Source organism: Pseudoalteromonas sp. C8, from assembly GCF_011378685.1.
Lineage (GTDB): Bacteria > Pseudomonadota > Gammaproteobacteria > Enterobacterales > Alteromonadaceae > Pseudoalteromonas > Pseudoalteromonas arctica.
Window position 1 is genome coordinate 65,090 of record NZ_WTKT01000010.1, and the last position, 15,192, is coordinate 80,281.

10 protein-coding genes are annotated in these 15,192 nt (G+C 37.4%); 4 read left to right on the forward strand and 6 right to left on the reverse strand.

What is annotated here, in order from left to right:
• Positions 1 to 2 precede the first annotated feature (2 nt).
• From GQR39_RS11395 to dinG, 6 genes are read right to left on the reverse strand one after another with little or no spacing between them, the layout of a single operon-like run.
• Positions 3 to 155 carry a DUF2496 domain-containing protein gene (locus GQR39_RS11395; protein ID WP_007584045.1) on the reverse strand — a complete coding sequence of 51 codons (153 nt, stop codon included), beginning with the start codon at positions 153 to 155 and terminating at the stop codon, positions 3 to 5.
• A complete protein-coding gene (locus GQR39_RS11400; protein WP_165725429.1) occupies positions 139 to 420 on the reverse strand; it encodes a late competence development ComFB family protein in 282 nt (93 codons plus the stop codon). Before GQR39_RS11400 ends, GQR39_RS11395 begins: the two co-directional genes overlap by 17 nt.
• 51 nt (positions 421 to 471) lie before the next feature.
• Positions 472 to 1,365 (reverse strand): histone deacetylase, encoded by an 894-nt coding sequence (locus GQR39_RS11405; RefSeq protein WP_165735670.1) that lies wholly within the window; start codon positions 1,363 to 1,365, stop codon positions 472 to 474.
• A gap of 13 nt (positions 1,366 to 1,378) precedes the next feature.
• Positions 1,379 to 1,987, reverse strand: a complete 609-nt coding sequence (locus GQR39_RS11410; protein WP_165735671.1) for a primosomal replication protein — start codon at positions 1,985 to 1,987, stop codon at positions 1,379 to 1,381.
• Position 1,988: 1 nt separating this feature from the next.
• Positions 1,989 to 2,765, reverse strand: a complete 777-nt coding sequence (locus tag GQR39_RS11415) for a TSUP family transporter (RefSeq protein ID WP_165735672.1) — start codon at positions 2,763 to 2,765, stop codon at positions 1,989 to 1,991.
• On the reverse strand, positions 2,765 to 4,840 hold the full coding sequence (dinG, locus tag GQR39_RS11420) for an ATP-dependent DNA helicase DinG (protein WP_165735673.1): 2,076 nt from the start codon (positions 4,838 to 4,840) through the stop codon (positions 2,765 to 2,767). The genes GQR39_RS11415 and dinG overlap by 1 nt, the downstream gene beginning before the upstream one ends.
• A gap of 193 nt (positions 4,841 to 5,033) precedes the next feature.
• Here dinG and GQR39_RS11425 point away from each other — a divergent pair, with 193 nt between their 5' ends.
• From GQR39_RS11425 to GQR39_RS11440, 4 genes are all read left to right on the forward strand, one after another.
• The gene (locus tag GQR39_RS11425; RefSeq protein WP_165735674.1) at positions 5,034 to 7,376 is read left to right on the forward strand and encodes a DNA polymerase II; all 2,343 of its coding nucleotides are present in this window, start codon (positions 5,034 to 5,036) and stop codon (positions 7,374 to 7,376) included.
• 246 nt (positions 7,377 to 7,622) lie between these two features.
• Positions 7,623 to 10,238: a TonB-dependent receptor gene (locus tag GQR39_RS11430; RefSeq protein ID WP_165735675.1), complete on the forward strand. Its 2,616-nt coding sequence runs from the start codon at positions 7,623 to 7,625 to the stop codon at positions 10,236 to 10,238.
• A 647-nt stretch (positions 10,239 to 10,885) separates the two neighbouring features.
• Positions 10,886 to 11,758 (forward strand): class I SAM-dependent methyltransferase, encoded by an 873-nt coding sequence (locus GQR39_RS11435; RefSeq protein WP_165735676.1) that lies wholly within the window; start codon positions 10,886 to 10,888, stop codon positions 11,756 to 11,758.
• A 764-nt stretch (positions 11,759 to 12,522) separates the two neighbouring features.
• On the forward strand, positions 12,523 to 15,135 hold the full coding sequence (locus tag GQR39_RS11440; protein WP_165735677.1) for a TonB-dependent receptor: 2,613 nt from the start codon (positions 12,523 to 12,525) through the stop codon (positions 15,133 to 15,135).
• The last annotated feature ends 57 nt before the right edge of the window (positions 15,136 to 15,192 follow it).

Sequence of the window (15,192 nt, forward strand, 5' to 3'; positions counted from 1 at the left end):
AGTTATGGCTTTTCTAGCTTTTTTTCAAAGTCGCTTTTAACAATATCGAGTGCTTTTAAGACCTCTTCTGGAGCAACATCGTGTTGCTCTAGTATCATAATTAAATCTACTGCAAGTTTAATATGTGTAGGGGCTTGATCAAGTGGGCTTGTCATTTAACTCTTTCTTTTTTGATATTTGGCTAATGGCGACATTTATTGCTGTTTGCACACGTTGTTCCATATGTATGCGTTCTGATTGCGGTAAATAAAACGCCATATCTACATCGTAGCGAATATATCGTGGCGGGAGCTGATTTAGTACCGTACAACAAAAGTCAGCCATTACATCTTCACCATATTTTTCATCAAGTTTAAGTTTGATGATTTCTTCAACTACAATCTTCTCGTAATAGTTGTGTATATCTTCGTGTAATCGCATATTCCCACCGCTTTAAAATAATCCGTTTAACTGAGTCTATACTAAGGCTTACTATAAATCGATAGCGGCTTTAAATAGTTGTTTATGAACATTAATTAGTGAACTCAAATTACGCTGATAACCGCCACCTAAAGCGCACATTAGTGGGATTTGATGTTGCTTACAGAAGTTGAGAACAAACAAGTCGCGCTCATATACGCCATTGAGAGATACATTAAACAAGCCTAACTCGTCTTTAGTGTAAATATCAGCGCCTGCATTATACAAAATAATATCAGGGTTATGTATGCGCACGCAAAAATCGAGTGCTTGCTTTAATGTAGCAAGGTACTCATCATCGGCTGTTTTAGCGGGCAATGCAAAATCGTAAGTAGACTCTTGCTTATTACGCGGGAAATTTTGCTCACAATGAATTGAGCAGGTAATAATTTGATTATAGTTTTGAGTGATTTGTGCTGTGCCATCGCCTTGGTGTACGTCGCAATCAAAAATTAAAACAGTGTCGGCTTGCTCTGTATTTATTAAATGTGCTGCTGCAATAGCTAAATCATTAAAAATGCAAAAGCCACTGCCAAAATCGCTATAGGCATGATGATAACCACCGCTTAAATTGAAGGTTAGATCGTGACTAAAAGCCGCTTCAGCAGCTCGAATACTCCCGCCAATTGATAAAAGAGTACGCTCTACAAGTTGTTGCGAATAGGGGAATCCCATCTTTTTAATTGCTTTATCGCTTAACCCGCCATTTAAAAAGTCATCTATATAACGTTGGCTATGACATAGCGAAAGTTGAGATTTAGTTGCTTTTATAGGCTCTTGAAAGTGAATAGCCGAAACACCTAGATTTTCTATTTCGGTTTTAAGTAACTTATACTTTTGAATAGGGAATCGATGACGTTCTGCAAGGATAAGGTCTGAATACAATGGATGATAATAAAGCTGCATAGTAAAGTGCGCCTTAACGCAGTTGTTGTTTTTCTACTTGTTGTATTTTGTCCTCAGTGGCAGAAATTGCTTTTCTGCAGCGACCCAATCGAGCATGTGTGCTTAATATTTCAAGGTTAAGCTTTTGTGCTTTAGCAGGCGAGGCTTTATCCATTTGCATTTTTCGCTCTTCAATCATGAGCACTAAACGGCGTTCAAACTCATGGTTTTGTTTTAATTCGTCATAAAGCTCATGCGATGATTGCATTATTTTTTGTACAGCGTGCTTATAAACGGTTTGCTTAGGGCGTGGTTTATAATGGCTTTTGTTTTCTTTAACCCAAATAGGCGTTGATTTAATAACGTTAAATACAGCTTGTACCTGAGCTCCTATACGTTCAAGTGCGTAAGTATAAGCATGGCGATGCTCACTTGGCGGTAATCTTGACACTTCATCTTCTATTTCTATTACGTAATCGACGAGGTTCATGCTCTTTGTACTAAAAACTGCGCGGTCAAACAAGCTAGGTTGCGCTTGCATGTAACGATTTTTAGAAAAAAGTTTAGCTTTATCAAATTGCTCAGCTTGTTGTTTTAGCGTTGCAACTTGTTGACGTAGTTTATCTAAAGCCATTGAATGCATATTAAAAGTAAGCCTCGTAAATTAGTTTTAATGCTAAAAGTATAACCATAGTATTAAATACAGGGCGAATAAATTTACTACCAAAACGTATTGCTGAATGTGCTCCAAACCATGCGCCTAGCATAATAAAAAAGCCCATTGTTATGCCAAGTAAAAAGTTTACATGTCCGAGTGCTACAAAGGTGATGAGCGATATAAAGTTAGAAACAAAGTTCATTGAACGCGCTAAACCACAATTGAGTAGCAAGTTCATTTTATAAAGCATGCCATTAGAAGCGGTCCAAAATGTCCCCGTACCTGGGCCTGCTAAACCATCAAAAAAGCCTAATGCTAAACCCTGTAGCCATTGTTTTATTTTCATCGCTTTGTTTAGTGTAGGGAGCTCATCGCCTTCTGTGGTACTTAAATTACCAAATAAGCTATAAGCGGCAACTAAAATAATAATAATGGGGAGTAGTTTGTTTAAAAAATCGATACTTAAATGATCAACAATAACAGTACCTATCAATGCACCTATAGCGGTAGCAATAATGGAGGCAGCCCAAAACTTTGGACTAAATAAGTTCTTTTTATAATAAGTATAGCTTGCCGTTAACGAGCCAAAACTTGCTGCTAGTTTATTGGTGCCTAATGTTAAATGCGGAGGTAAGCCAGCTGTTAGTAAAGCGGGCACAGTTAACATGCCACCGCCACCGGCGATAGCGTCTATAAAACCTGCGGCAAGTGCAACAGCACATAAAACAGCCCAGGTTGTTGGATCGAGTGCGAGTTCAAACATTAATAATCTATTTGTCTTTTAAAAGGTGGTAGGGTGTCGAGCATGGCTTTACCGTACCGCTTAGTAACTAAGCGTCTATCGAGAATAGTAATACAGCCTTCATCACTCTCTTTTCGCAGCAGTCTACCACAGCTTTGCACCAATTTCTTTGCGGCGTCTGGTACGGTAATCGTTAAAAACGGGTTGCCACCTTTGCTTTGTACAAACTCTGCTTGCGCTTCTTCTATTGGCGAAGTAGGTACCGCAAACGGAATTTTAGTAATTATTAAGTTCTCTAAATATTTTCCAGGCAAATCAAGACCTTCCGAAAGGCTTTGTGTTCCAAATAAAATACTGCCTTTGCCTTCGTCTACATTTTTAGTGTGTAATTTAAGCAATGCTTCTCGCGACATTTCACCTTGTACTAATAAGTTAAAACCTTTTGTTCTAAGAAACTTTGTTACGTGGTCCATTTGCCAGTAAGAAGCGAATAGTACAAGGTTCGCTTTTTTATCATTTAGGTACTCTGGTAAAGTTTTAGCTAGGTGATCACTAAAGTCTTTATCGGTAGGTTCTACTTTTGATACCGGAATACGTAAAGTGGCTTGTTTGGGGTAATCAAATGGAGAAGGTACTTTAATAAATTTAACGCCATCTTCTTTAGCAAGTCCTGTTTCGTAAGCAAAGTGATCAAACGAACCCAACGCGCTTAATGTGGCCGAACATAAAACAGCGCCCGCGCATTCTCGCCACAATTTATCTTTTAAGTAATAACCTACTTCGATAGGGCAGTCGCTTAATAGGTGATCGTGATGGCTTTTGTATTCAAGGCGTTTTATCCACCGTGCATGAGGAGCTCCTTCCCCTTTTTTTGCGTAACTAAACCATAGTTTGTTTAGTTGCTCTAACCTGTTTATGTATTGGCCACTTTCGCCCAATATGGGGTCGGCAACATAAGGTTTTATGTCGCCATCGCTCACATCTTGGGTAAGGGTGTCGTGCATTTTGTTTAAACAGCGCAGCGCATCTTGCGTGGCTTCGCTTATGTCTTTCGCTTTGCTGTGCAGCGACTCTGGAATTTCACCATGCTCAAAACGATAAGTATCGTCTTTTGAGTATTCAAAGTCGGCATTATCAAGAATATCGCGAACTACTTTTAAATCTTTATTTGCGTCGTTAATACTGTCGCAAAGTTTAAAGTTTTGCCCAATAGCTCTTTGCCCCACTAAAACCTTCGCCATTTTCCCGCTAAACTTGGTGAGCTTATCAAGCCATTCTATTGTGCCTTTAATCGTTGCTGCGGCCGATGAGAAATCGCGTGTTATATGTGCTAAATGGTGCGCTTCATCAATTACATAAATGGTATTGTCGGGCTCTGGTAAAATTTTACCACCGCCTAAGTCTAAATCGGCAAGTAGTAATGAGTGATTAATTACTAGTACGTCCATTTGCATTAATTGATTACGAGCAAGCTGAAACGGACACGTTTGATGCGCCTTCATTTGGCGTTGGCATGAATGTTTATCGCAGGCTATTAAGTTCCACACTCTATCGGGTACAGTGTCAGCCCAGCTGTCTCTATCGCCTTGCCACTTTTTATTCACATAGGCGTTATATAGCTCATTCAAACACTTGGCTTCCATTGTGCTCAATGGAGAGGTAAGCGTTGGCATAAAGTCCATTTGTGTTTGGCTATCGCCGTTTACAGCATTATGTAGCTTGTGGGCACAAATATAACGATGGCGACCTTTTACCAAATCAAATTTAAAGTCGAGACCTGAGTGCTTTTTAAAAAATGGCAGTTCTTTTGCTATTAATTGTTCTTGCAGTGCAACGGTTGCGGTAGAAATAACGAGCTTCTTTTTTTGCGCTAAGGCAAGAGGCAATGCGCCTAAACAATAGGCAAGAGACTTTCCTGTACCGGTGCCAGCTTCAATTACGCATATGCGCTGCTTTTTATGGTATTCGCCTGCAAGGGTTTTTGCTATTTCAGCTACAAGGTAGTTTTGGCTGCTGCGAGGGCGATAATCGTTTAGGTTGCTAGCCACATGCTGGTGTACTTGCCTAATTGTTTTTTTTAGTGAGTCAGAAAGCATGGGATGATTTACCTAAAGTATGTATATAATTACAGTGCTATGGATTTTAGAGTTATAAGAGTGTAACTACAAGAAGTGATGAGATTAATTTAGCAAATAAAGTATCTGAGTGTTTATTTAGGTTGAGTTTATGGCTTTAAAGCATTTTGAATTAAGTGAAAACTTACATATATATGTATAAGGTTTAGTAATAGTGTACTTAACAGCCGGTTTTATTGTTTCTTCTCATGCTTATGATACTGCTAACGGCATCTGCTACGAAGCGTGGTTTTGTAGTGATAAAGGGCCTATAAAAACGGTGTCGACTAACGAAAATGCGCTGTTTTTTATCAAAAGTAAAGATGCTGAAATAGCGAATGAAATATTAGCAGCTGAGTCACTTACCTTTAATATTAAAAGTCTTGAGTTAAAAAGCTTTCAGCAAGAAGATATGTCGGCCTGTTACTTCAAGTCACTTAAACACTTTTATTGTGCTACTAAAGCTTTAAAGCAGCGTGGAGTTGTATTATTTGAAGAAGATATTCGACCAATAGAGCGCTACCTAATGGAGCGTTTTATAAAAGGAGGTGCTTGGATAACGGGTAATGTATTTAAGCAAGATGGCTATACATTAATAACCAACGCTAAATTAAAAGCGAATGATGAGTATTCCCCAGCTCTTAATAAACTCTCGTTAGACATTGAATGTAACGAAAGTGGCGTTTTGTTTTCTGTTGGACTTGTGGGCTGTAATTTAGACTGTGTTTTAATGATTGGCGAGCCAGATAGAGAAGCTGCAAACCTAGAGTTTGATATTATTTGGTGTGTAGATGAGGCTGAGCTGTTAAGGGGGGTAGAGCATTTTATTAAGCTTAGCGATCCTGATGTCATAATTGGCTGGAATGTAATTGAGTTCGATTTTTCGGTTATTCATGAAAGAGCGGAAGCACTAGGCATTAAGTTATTACTGGGTAGGGGAGAACAACCTTTATATGTTCGAAAAGGACACTTTACTCGAGTATCGATTCCCGGGCGATGTGTGGTTGATGGAATAGACACATTAAAAAACGGTACATATAGTTTTGAGAGTTTTTCTCTAGCTAATGTTTCAAATCAAGTGTTGGGTGAGTCTAAATTAATCGACACGGCTAATAGTTTGCAGGAAATTATTAGGCAATTTAACGAAGATAAACTTTCTTTAGCAAAATATAATCGACAAGATTGTATTTTGGTAAATAAAATTTTTGATAAATTAAAGCTACTCGATTTTTCTATTATAAGAACAAAGCTTACGGGGTTAGAGCTTGAAAAAAAGGGCGGCTCTGTCGCTGCTTTTATTAATATGTATTTACCATTACTGCATCGCAGTGGCTATGTTGCCCCAAATATGGGCGATCATGGACATACATTTGAAAGCCCAGGCGGTTATGTAATGGAGTCTATTCCTGGGCTTTATAAAAATGTCATTGTTTTAGATTTTAAAAGCTTGTACCCCAGTATTATGCAAACTTTCTACATTGATCCACTTGGACTGATAGAAGGTTTAAAAAATCCAAACCAAAGTGTGCAGGGTTTTAATGAAGCCCTATTCTCGCGCGATAAACATCACTTACCTTTATTAATTAAAAGCTTAGCCTCACAAAGGCAGCTCGCCAAAGATAATCAAGATCAAATGCTTTCTCAAGCAATTAAAATAATAATGAATAGCTTATATGGTGTTTTAGGCTCAAAAGGGTGCAGGTTTTACGATCCCAGGTTATCTAGCTCTATTACGTTAAGAGGGCACGAAATAATGCTACAAACTAAAAAATGGATAGAAGAGCTTGGTTATAGCGTTATTTATGGTGATACCGATTCTACATTTATTAAGTTGGATGATGAGCTAACACCAGATGAGTGTAATGAAATTGGCGTGTTTTTAGCTAAAAAGATAACTACAGATTGGATTAACGAGATTAAACAAACGCACAACTTAACAAGTCATTTAGAAATAGAATTTGAATCTCTTTATAGCCCTTTCTTTTTGCCAACCATAAGAGGGAAGCTAGTTGGTTCTAAAAAGCGCTACGTAGGTAAATTAATTAAACCAAACGAATCAAAATTAGTATTTAAAGGATTAGAAACAGTAAGAAGTGATTGGACTAAACTTGCTCAACAATTCCAGTTCGAGCTATTTACTAGTCTTTTTGATGGAAATTTAAATATAAATGACCTTGTTAAAGACTGTACAACAAAGTTATACCAAGGTGATTTTGATCATTTACTCATTTTCAAAAAGAGATTAGGTCAAAACTTAATCGATTATAAGAAAAATATCCCCCCTCATGTTCAAGCAGTTAAAAAACACCAGAAAAAAAATAGCGAATTTACAGTTAATAGAGGCGAATTTGTTACATTCGTTTACACAACAGGCGGAGTTGAGCTGTATCAAGGCCTTCATGGCTATGACTATGCAATTTATTTAGAAAAACAGATTGTACCGCTTTTGGATATGGTAGAGCCGTTAATTAATCAAAATGTAAATGTTTCTGTTAAAAATCAGTTTACATTATTCTAGTTTTCATATTTATCAGATGTTTTTGATTAAATAATCCACTTTTCTGCTTCTAAATCGTACGATAATCCCGGTTTTACAAAAAATATCATTAAAAAACCTCTTTATGATTAATATTTAGTTAACAGAGGTTGGCTTTTCAGTTTTTTTTGTTTACTATTTGTTTCAGTCACTGTTAATAGCATGTGATAATAAAAAATAATTAAATAATAGTTGCTTCTATAAAGTTGTAACACCAGGGAGAATCAAATGTTAAATAATCAAGTTTCAAAGGCAGTTCGCTTAGCGATTGCATTTGGTGCAGTATCTACAGCTGCATTTTCGGCAAGCTCGTTTGCTGCAGAAGAAGATAGCGTAGAAAAAGTAGAACGAATTGAAGTTACTGGTTCACGTATTAAACGTACAGATTTAGAAGGTGCTTCGCCAGTAAACATAATTACAGCAGAAGATATGCAGATTGAAGGTAACTTCACTGTGGCTGATGCACTTCGAGGCAGCAGTTTTAACTCATTCGGTTCATTTTCAGAGCGTTCAGGTAGCTCTGCACAATCTCAAGCTACTATTAACTTACGTGGTGCTGGTTCTAGCAGAACGTTAGTTTTATTAGATGGTAAGCGCATGCCTGGTTCACCAACTCTTGGTGGCCAATCAGCAAATTTAAACTCAATCCCAATGGCTGCAGTTGAACGTATCGAAATTTTAACTGATGGTGCATCTTCAACTTATGGTTCTGACGCAATGGCTGGTGTTGTTAACATCATCATGAAGAAAAACTATGAAGGTCTTCAGTTCCAAGGTGAAGCAGGACACCGTGATCAAGATGAAGGTACTACTTCAGCTAGTTTCTCGGTAACCGCTGGTTACTCTACAGATAAAGGTAATGTAACATTTGCTTTTGACCACCAGAGACGCGAAGGTATATCTGATGGTGATCGTGATTATACTAAAGCTTCAGCAACAGATCTTGATGGTGATGGCGTAATTCAGGCATATGAAGAAACTAAAGGTTGGTCTATCTACGGTGCGACTGTAGCTGCACCTGATTTTTCAGAGGCTCAAGCATCACCAATATGTGACGATTTAACAGCAGAGTACGGTGAGGATACATTCCGTAAGTTTGCAGCTGACAATGACTGGGGTAGTGAAGGTTCTACTTATTGTATGTTTGCTTTCGCAAATGTATCTTACAATAAAGCTTCTATCGACCGTAATACTGTTTATTTAGATGCAAATTATGAATTGAATGACGATATAGAATGGTATGGCCGTGCTATGTTTGTTCAAAATAGCTCATTTGGTCGTTATGCTCCACCTGCAGCTACATGGAATAATTTAGCCGCAGACAATGAAGCAAACCCTTACGATGAAGATACAACTGGTTACTGGCGTTGGGTTGGTATTGGTAATCGCGATGGTAACGTTGATGATTACAGTCAAGATTACCTAATGGGTTTACGCGGTGATTTAGAATGGAATAATGCATCTTGGGATGTTTATTACCATACTAATAAAGCTGATAACAAATCTGTAGGTACTTATTACCTAAGCTATGGTGGCTTAGCTTACAACCAAGCAAATGGAATTGATTTAGGTTCTGATGAAGGTGTTGCAAATATGAAAGCAACAACTCTACAAAGCTCATCTTCTACTTTCAATCAATACAATGCCGGCATCGGATTCGATTTGTTTGAATTACCAGGCGGTACGGTAGCGCATTATTTTGGTGCTGAATTTTTAGAGCAAACGTATGCTGATATTTACGATGGTCAGTCAGAAGCTGGTTTAATAGGCGGCTCTGCAGGTAACTCTGCTCTTGGTGATCGTGACATTACGGCTTTCTTTTATGAAGTTGCAATGCCAGTAGTAGATTCACTAGAAGTTAACATTGCCGTACGTTACGATGACTACTCTGACTTTGGTGATAATGTTGCTCCTAAGATATCTGCTCGTTGGCAGGCAACAGATACTGTTGTAGTACGTGCTTCTTACTCTGAAGCTTTCCGTGCACCAGGTCTTGACCAATTAAATGCCGCTACTACTTTTAGTGCTGAATCAGCGATTGATTACTCTCAAGGTGATACTTCGTCTAAGCAAATTGATACATACTACAAATCAAATACAGAGTTAGGTCCTGAAACATCAGAATACACTAACTTAGGTATAGCTTGGGATGTGATTGAGAACTTCGGTGTTAAAGCTGATTACTTCAATTTATCAATTGATGACGTTATTCAAACTAAAACTGTTCAAGGTCTTCTATCGGATGAAGCGGCTGGCAGAATAACTGCTTTCGCACCTGGTTCTGATGTAAGTAATGAAACTTTTTACTTAATACGTTCAGAAACTGGTCGTTTATTAGAAGCTGGTACTGGTTACTTCAACGGCAATGGTTTTGAGATTGAAGGTTTAGATTTAACTCTTTACGGTCATATCGATACTAGTGTTGGTGAGTTCCGCATGAACACTGTAAATAGTTTTGTATTATCTTACGATGAAGAGCGTGGCGGTAGAGTTTATAATACTGCTGGTTGGAGTGGTCAACCTGACTTCAAATCTAACACTACATTAACTTGGGCGCTTGACGACCATAGTGTAGCTTGGAACATGAACTACACGTCATCTACTTCTGAGAATGAAGCACCAAATGAAGATGGTATCTTAGAGCAAGATGGTGAACTTGAAGATTGGTTGATTCATAACCTTACGTACAGCTATAACGCAGGTGTTTATGGTACAGTTCGCTTATCAGTAAGCAACTTAACAGACGAAGATCCTGTACTTACATCTACAGGCGCTTACGATAACGCTGATTTATATAACAACTATGGTCGTGATTACCGTATCAACTATACAATTAACTTTTAACTTTTAACTTTTAACTTGTTAATTTGTTAATAAAAAAGGGCTGAATTTATTCAGCCCTTTTTTTATAAAAATGCTTCGTATTAATGTCAGTTTATGCATCAGGATTTTTAAATGAAAAACCTAAAAACTTCGCGTACTACATACCTAAAATAAGACTATATCCAGAACTTTAAATTAGCAGAAGTAGATAAAGTGCAGGTATCGTTACCTACAATAAGCCCTAAGTATAATAGTGCCCATGATTAATACTGTATTTTTTAATTTTAAATAAATTGCTTTCTGTAATTGATAGAGAGTGTGGTGAAAATATGAGCGCAAATATGCAACAGATTTATCTAGTAATGCACGACGCTGGAAATAACAACTCAGAATCTGTTTGCCTTGCTACTTATTAGTTACAATTTATATCAGTTGTCGTTGCATAGGGGATGGCTATGAAGTTTAAGCTAAAATTTTATTGGATAAATGTAACTCATTAAAAAGTTTAATAATACTCGTTGAGCAGCTAATATTTATATACAATGAAATGAGACTGTACTTAATTATTAGAAATAAAATATCAAATTAAGTGCATGCAAAGGTCGGTACTTAATCCACTGGCGCTTTACTAAAATCTTCAACTCATCTCAGAACAGGACGAAATAATTATGAAAAACTATTGGAGTGATTATTGGGCTCAAGGCTATCTAACCTCATTTGGACAAGATATAAAGAGTAATTACACGGGTAAATTAAAGTCTTGTTGGTTGGGGTTTGCTGAAAAGTTAAATTGTAATGACAAAGTACTTGATATTGGCACTGGGAATGGTGCTCTTATTCGATTAATTCAAGAGAATAGTAGTGTTCAATTTAATGTCATAGGGGTAGATAAAGCAGTTGTTAATGAAAAAGTAGCCGGTATAGAGTCATCAAATATTTTATCTAATGTAAGCGCTGAAGTTCTGCCCTTTGAAACTGCAGAATTTGATGCGATAGTAACACAGTTTGCTATCGAATATAGTGAGTTAACACGAAGTATCCCAGAGCTCTTTAGAGTATTAAAGCAAGGAGGTCTATATCAAATTGTATGTCACGAAGTGGATTCGGACATAGTGAAACCTAATGTACTAATATTAGAGTCTGCAATTCGGGTGCAGAGTGAATTATTGGTTCCCTTAAAGCAGCTAATAAGCGGGCTAAAGTCACAAAATGAAGAGCTGATTAATAGCAATATTTCTATTATTAATGATTACATAGAGTTAGAGAAAAAGATTCACCCACTTGCAATTAGAGGTACCAGGTACACTGATTTCTATCATTTTATTTTAAAAAATAGAAAAATCGACCTGGATAAAGCTTATCACCTGTTCTCTCTCGAGCTAGAAGGACTTATTTATCGGTTAAAAGACTTAAAGCAAGCTGCTTTGAATGCCCAGCAACTTAAACAACTATTAGCCTCAAGAGGTGATGTATATAAAGAAGTTCTTGTTGATTCAAATAAAGAATATATAGGCACGCTTTACAGAGGCTATAAAAGATAATAGTGAGTTTTATTAGCCTTCATTTAAATCACATTAATAACCTGCCTATAAAAAGTAATAATAAAATATCTTTATCTATAATAATACCCTTTGGGCAAATATAATGAGGCTGTTACTGCACTTGATAGAGTTGTAACACGTCTCACAGCCGCCTTTATATCCTTCAAACAAAGGTTTATCTAAAAGCCCACTTCAAATTTACTCTATTGTCCGACGCATTAGAGTCGTGTTTCAATATAGTGAACTATAAAAGTCATCAATAGCGTTATGTTACCTAGCTACATATCGATAGCACACTCTTTGCCTTGCTTTGAATAAGGTACAGCGTATGTGTGCATATTTACACTATTTCTAACTATATAAAAATCTAGCTACTTTTGTTCACGGCATATTTATGTGTGACTTTTGGTTCGTGTTTATTCCATTATCTTTTTGCTGCTTTTATATCTATACCATTCACTATTGTAAGAAAGTTAGTAACTTATTTAAGGTGATTCCTAGAAGTGATTGATTCTAAAATAGCACTTATTTTCAGTATTCAATTTTGCAAAAAAAACAAAGGTTAGTATTTTGCAATAATGTAAAAAGAGCATCGTGTTTGTTTTTTGTTACATTAAGGTATTGTAAATAAAGAAGTTTATTTGGTTAGCCAAGTGTTGACCTTTTGCATAAATTGGGACTACTATTCAAATCGAAATAGGTACTGTGATTAATTGCAGACCGTTTTGTAAATAAAATAAAAATAGTATTCTAGGGAGAATTAAATGTTAAATAATAAAGTTTCAAAAGCAGTTCGCTTGGCGATCGCTTTCAGCGCTGCTTCGACAGCAGCTTTTTCTGCAAGTTCATTAGCTGCTGAGGAAGGTGCAGACAAAGTCGAGCGTATTGAAGTAACTGGCTCACGTATAAAGCGTACTGATCTTGAAGGTGCATCACCTGTAAATATAATTACTTCAGCTGATATGAAGGTTGAAGGTAATTTTACTGTTGCTGATGCACTACGAGGAAGTAGTTTTAACTCTTTTGGCTCATTCTCTGAGCGTTCGGGTAGTTCAGCTCAATCTCAAGCTACTATCAATTTACGCGGAGCTGGCTCGAGCAGAACTCTTGTTCTGCTAGACGGCAAACGCATGCCTGGTTCACCCACATTAGGTGGTCAATCTGCAAACTTGAATTCTATTCCAATGGCTGCGGTTGAACGTATCGAAATTTTAACCGATGGTGCATCATCTACTTATGGGTCAGATGCAATGGCTGGTGTAGTAAACATCATAATGAAAAAGAATTATGAGGGTTTACAATTTCAAGCTGAAGCCGGCCATCGTGAGCAAGATGAAGGTACTACCAATACAGGCTTTTCTGTAACGGCAGGGTACTCTACCGATAAAGGTAATGTAACAATTGCATTCGATCATCAAAAAAGAGAGGGGATTGCTGATCGCGACAGATCTTATACAGCACCACAACTAATCGACCGTGATGGTGATGGTACTATTCAAGCATATGATGAAACTGTAGGCTGGTCTTGGTATGGCGCAACAGTTTTATCACCTGATTATTCTGAGGCACAAGCATCCCCAATTTGTGCAGATCAAGCTGCAAAATATGGTGACGATGCGTTTAAAGAAATAGCAGCAGATACTGATTATGCACCAGGCTCTAATTACTGCATGTATGCGCACGCTAATGTATCTTATAATAAAGCTTCTATTGATCGTAATACAGTTTACATAGACTCAAATTATGAATTAAGTGATTCAGTTGAGTGGTACGGACGTGCAATGTTTGTACAAAATAGCTCATTCGGCCGTTACGCGCCGGCTGCTGCACAATGGGCATCATTGAGTGCTGATAACCCAGTAAATCCTTATGGCGAAGATGGAGCATTAGGTTTATGGCGCTGGGCTGATTTAGGTACGCGTGATGGTAATGTAGATGATTATAGCCAAGATTATTTAACTGGTTTACGCGGAGATTTAGATTGGAACAATGCTACTTGGGATATTTATTTTCATACAAATAAAGCTGATAACAAATCGGTTGGCACCTATTACCTGAGTTATGGTGGGCTTGCACATAACGAAGCGAATGGTATTCCTCTTACATCAGACGTTGGTGTAGCTAATATGAAAGCTACCACTTTACAAAACTCATCATCAACATTTAATCAAATTAACGCAGGTTTTGGCTTTGATTTATTTGAATTACCAGGTGGCGATGTAGCACATTATTTTGGAGCTGAGTATTTAGAGCAAACTTATGCCGATATTTATGATGGTCAATCTGAGGCAGGACTAATCGGTGGTTCAGCCGGTAATAGTGCTAGAGGAGAGCGTGATATAACAGCCTTTTTCTACGAAGCGGCTCTACCGGTTTCAGATACAGTTGAAGTGAATTTAGCTGTTAGATATGATGACTATTCAGATTTTGGCGATAATTTAGCACCAAAAGCTTCAATTCGCTGGCAGGCAACGGATACTGTTGTTGTTCGCGCTTCATATTCTGAGGCATTCCGTGCTCCAGGTTTAGATGAATTAAATGCTGCAACAACATTTAGTGCTGAGGACGCAACCGATTTTGCTCAAGGAAGTACATCAGATCAGCAAGTTGATACATATTATAAATCTAATCCTGATTTAGGCGCAGAAACTTCAGAATATTTAAACTTTGGAGTTGCTTGGGATATTGTTGAAAACTTTGGCGTTAAAGTAGATTACTTTAATTTATCAATCGATGACGTAATACAAACTAAAACCGTTCAAAGTTTATTATCAGATGAGTCGGCAGGTTTAATTTCTTCGTTCTTACCTGGGTCAGATACATCTAATGAGACCTTTTATCTAATCCGTGCTGAAAATGGTCGCTTACTAGAAGCTGGTACGGGATATTTCAATGGTAATGGTTTCGAAATTGAAGGTCTAGATTTAACTCTGTATGGTAATGTTGATACTAATGTAGGTATGTTCCGCTTTAACTCTGTCAACAGCTTTACCTTTTCTTATGAGGAAGAAGTTGGAGGTAGGGTCTATAATACAGCGGATTGGAGTGGCCAGCCGGATTATAAATCGAATACAACGATAAGTTGGTCATTAGATGAGCACAGTGTTGCATGGAATATGTCTTACACAGCATCAACATCTGAAAATGAAATTCCAAATGAAGATGGTGTATTAATTCAGACTGGTCGCTTAGATAGCTGGTTGGTTCATAACCTTAACTATACTTATGATGCAGGTGATTTAGGCTCGATCAGTCTTGCTGTTAATAACTTAACAGATGAAGATCCAGTTCTAAATTCTAAAGGTGAATATACTAACCCTGAGTTATACAACAACTACGGTCGTGATTATAGAGTTAGCTATACTATAAAATTCTGATAGCAGTAACCAAATGCAGAATTTATTTAGTAATGCCGTTCACTTAAGGTGAGCGGC

Bases quoted from the DNA above. Each gene is read 5' to 3' on its own strand.
- GQR39_RS11410 (WP_165735671.1), bottom strand. From the start codon at position 1,987: ATGCATTCAATGGCTTTAGATAAACTACGTCAACAAGTTGCAACGCTA.
- GQR39_RS11440 (WP_165735677.1), top strand. From the start codon at position 12,523: ATGTTAAATAATAAAGTTTCAAAAGCAGTTCGCTTGGCGATCGCTTTC.
- GQR39_RS11400 (WP_165725429.1), bottom strand. From the start codon at position 420: ATGCGATTACACGAAGATATACACAACTATTACGAGAAGATTGTAGTT.
- GQR39_RS11430 (WP_165735675.1), top strand. From the start codon at position 7,623: ATGTTAAATAATCAAGTTTCAAAGGCAGTTCGCTTAGCGATTGCATTT.
- GQR39_RS11395 (WP_007584045.1), bottom strand. From the start codon at position 155: ATGACAAGCCCACTTGATCAAGCCCCTACACATATTAAACTTGCAGTA.
- dinG (WP_165735673.1), bottom strand. From the start codon at position 4,840: ATGCTTTCTGACTCACTAAAAAAAACAATTAGGCAAGTACACCAGCAT.
- GQR39_RS11435 (WP_165735676.1), top strand. From the start codon at position 10,886: ATGAAAAACTATTGGAGTGATTATTGGGCTCAAGGCTATCTAACCTCA.
- GQR39_RS11415 (WP_165735672.1), bottom strand. From the start codon at position 2,765: ATGTTTGAACTCGCACTCGATCCAACAACCTGGGCTGTTTTATGTGCT.
- GQR39_RS11405 (WP_165735670.1), bottom strand. From the start codon at position 1,365: ATGCAGCTTTATTATCATCCATTGTATTCAGACCTTATCCTTGCAGAA.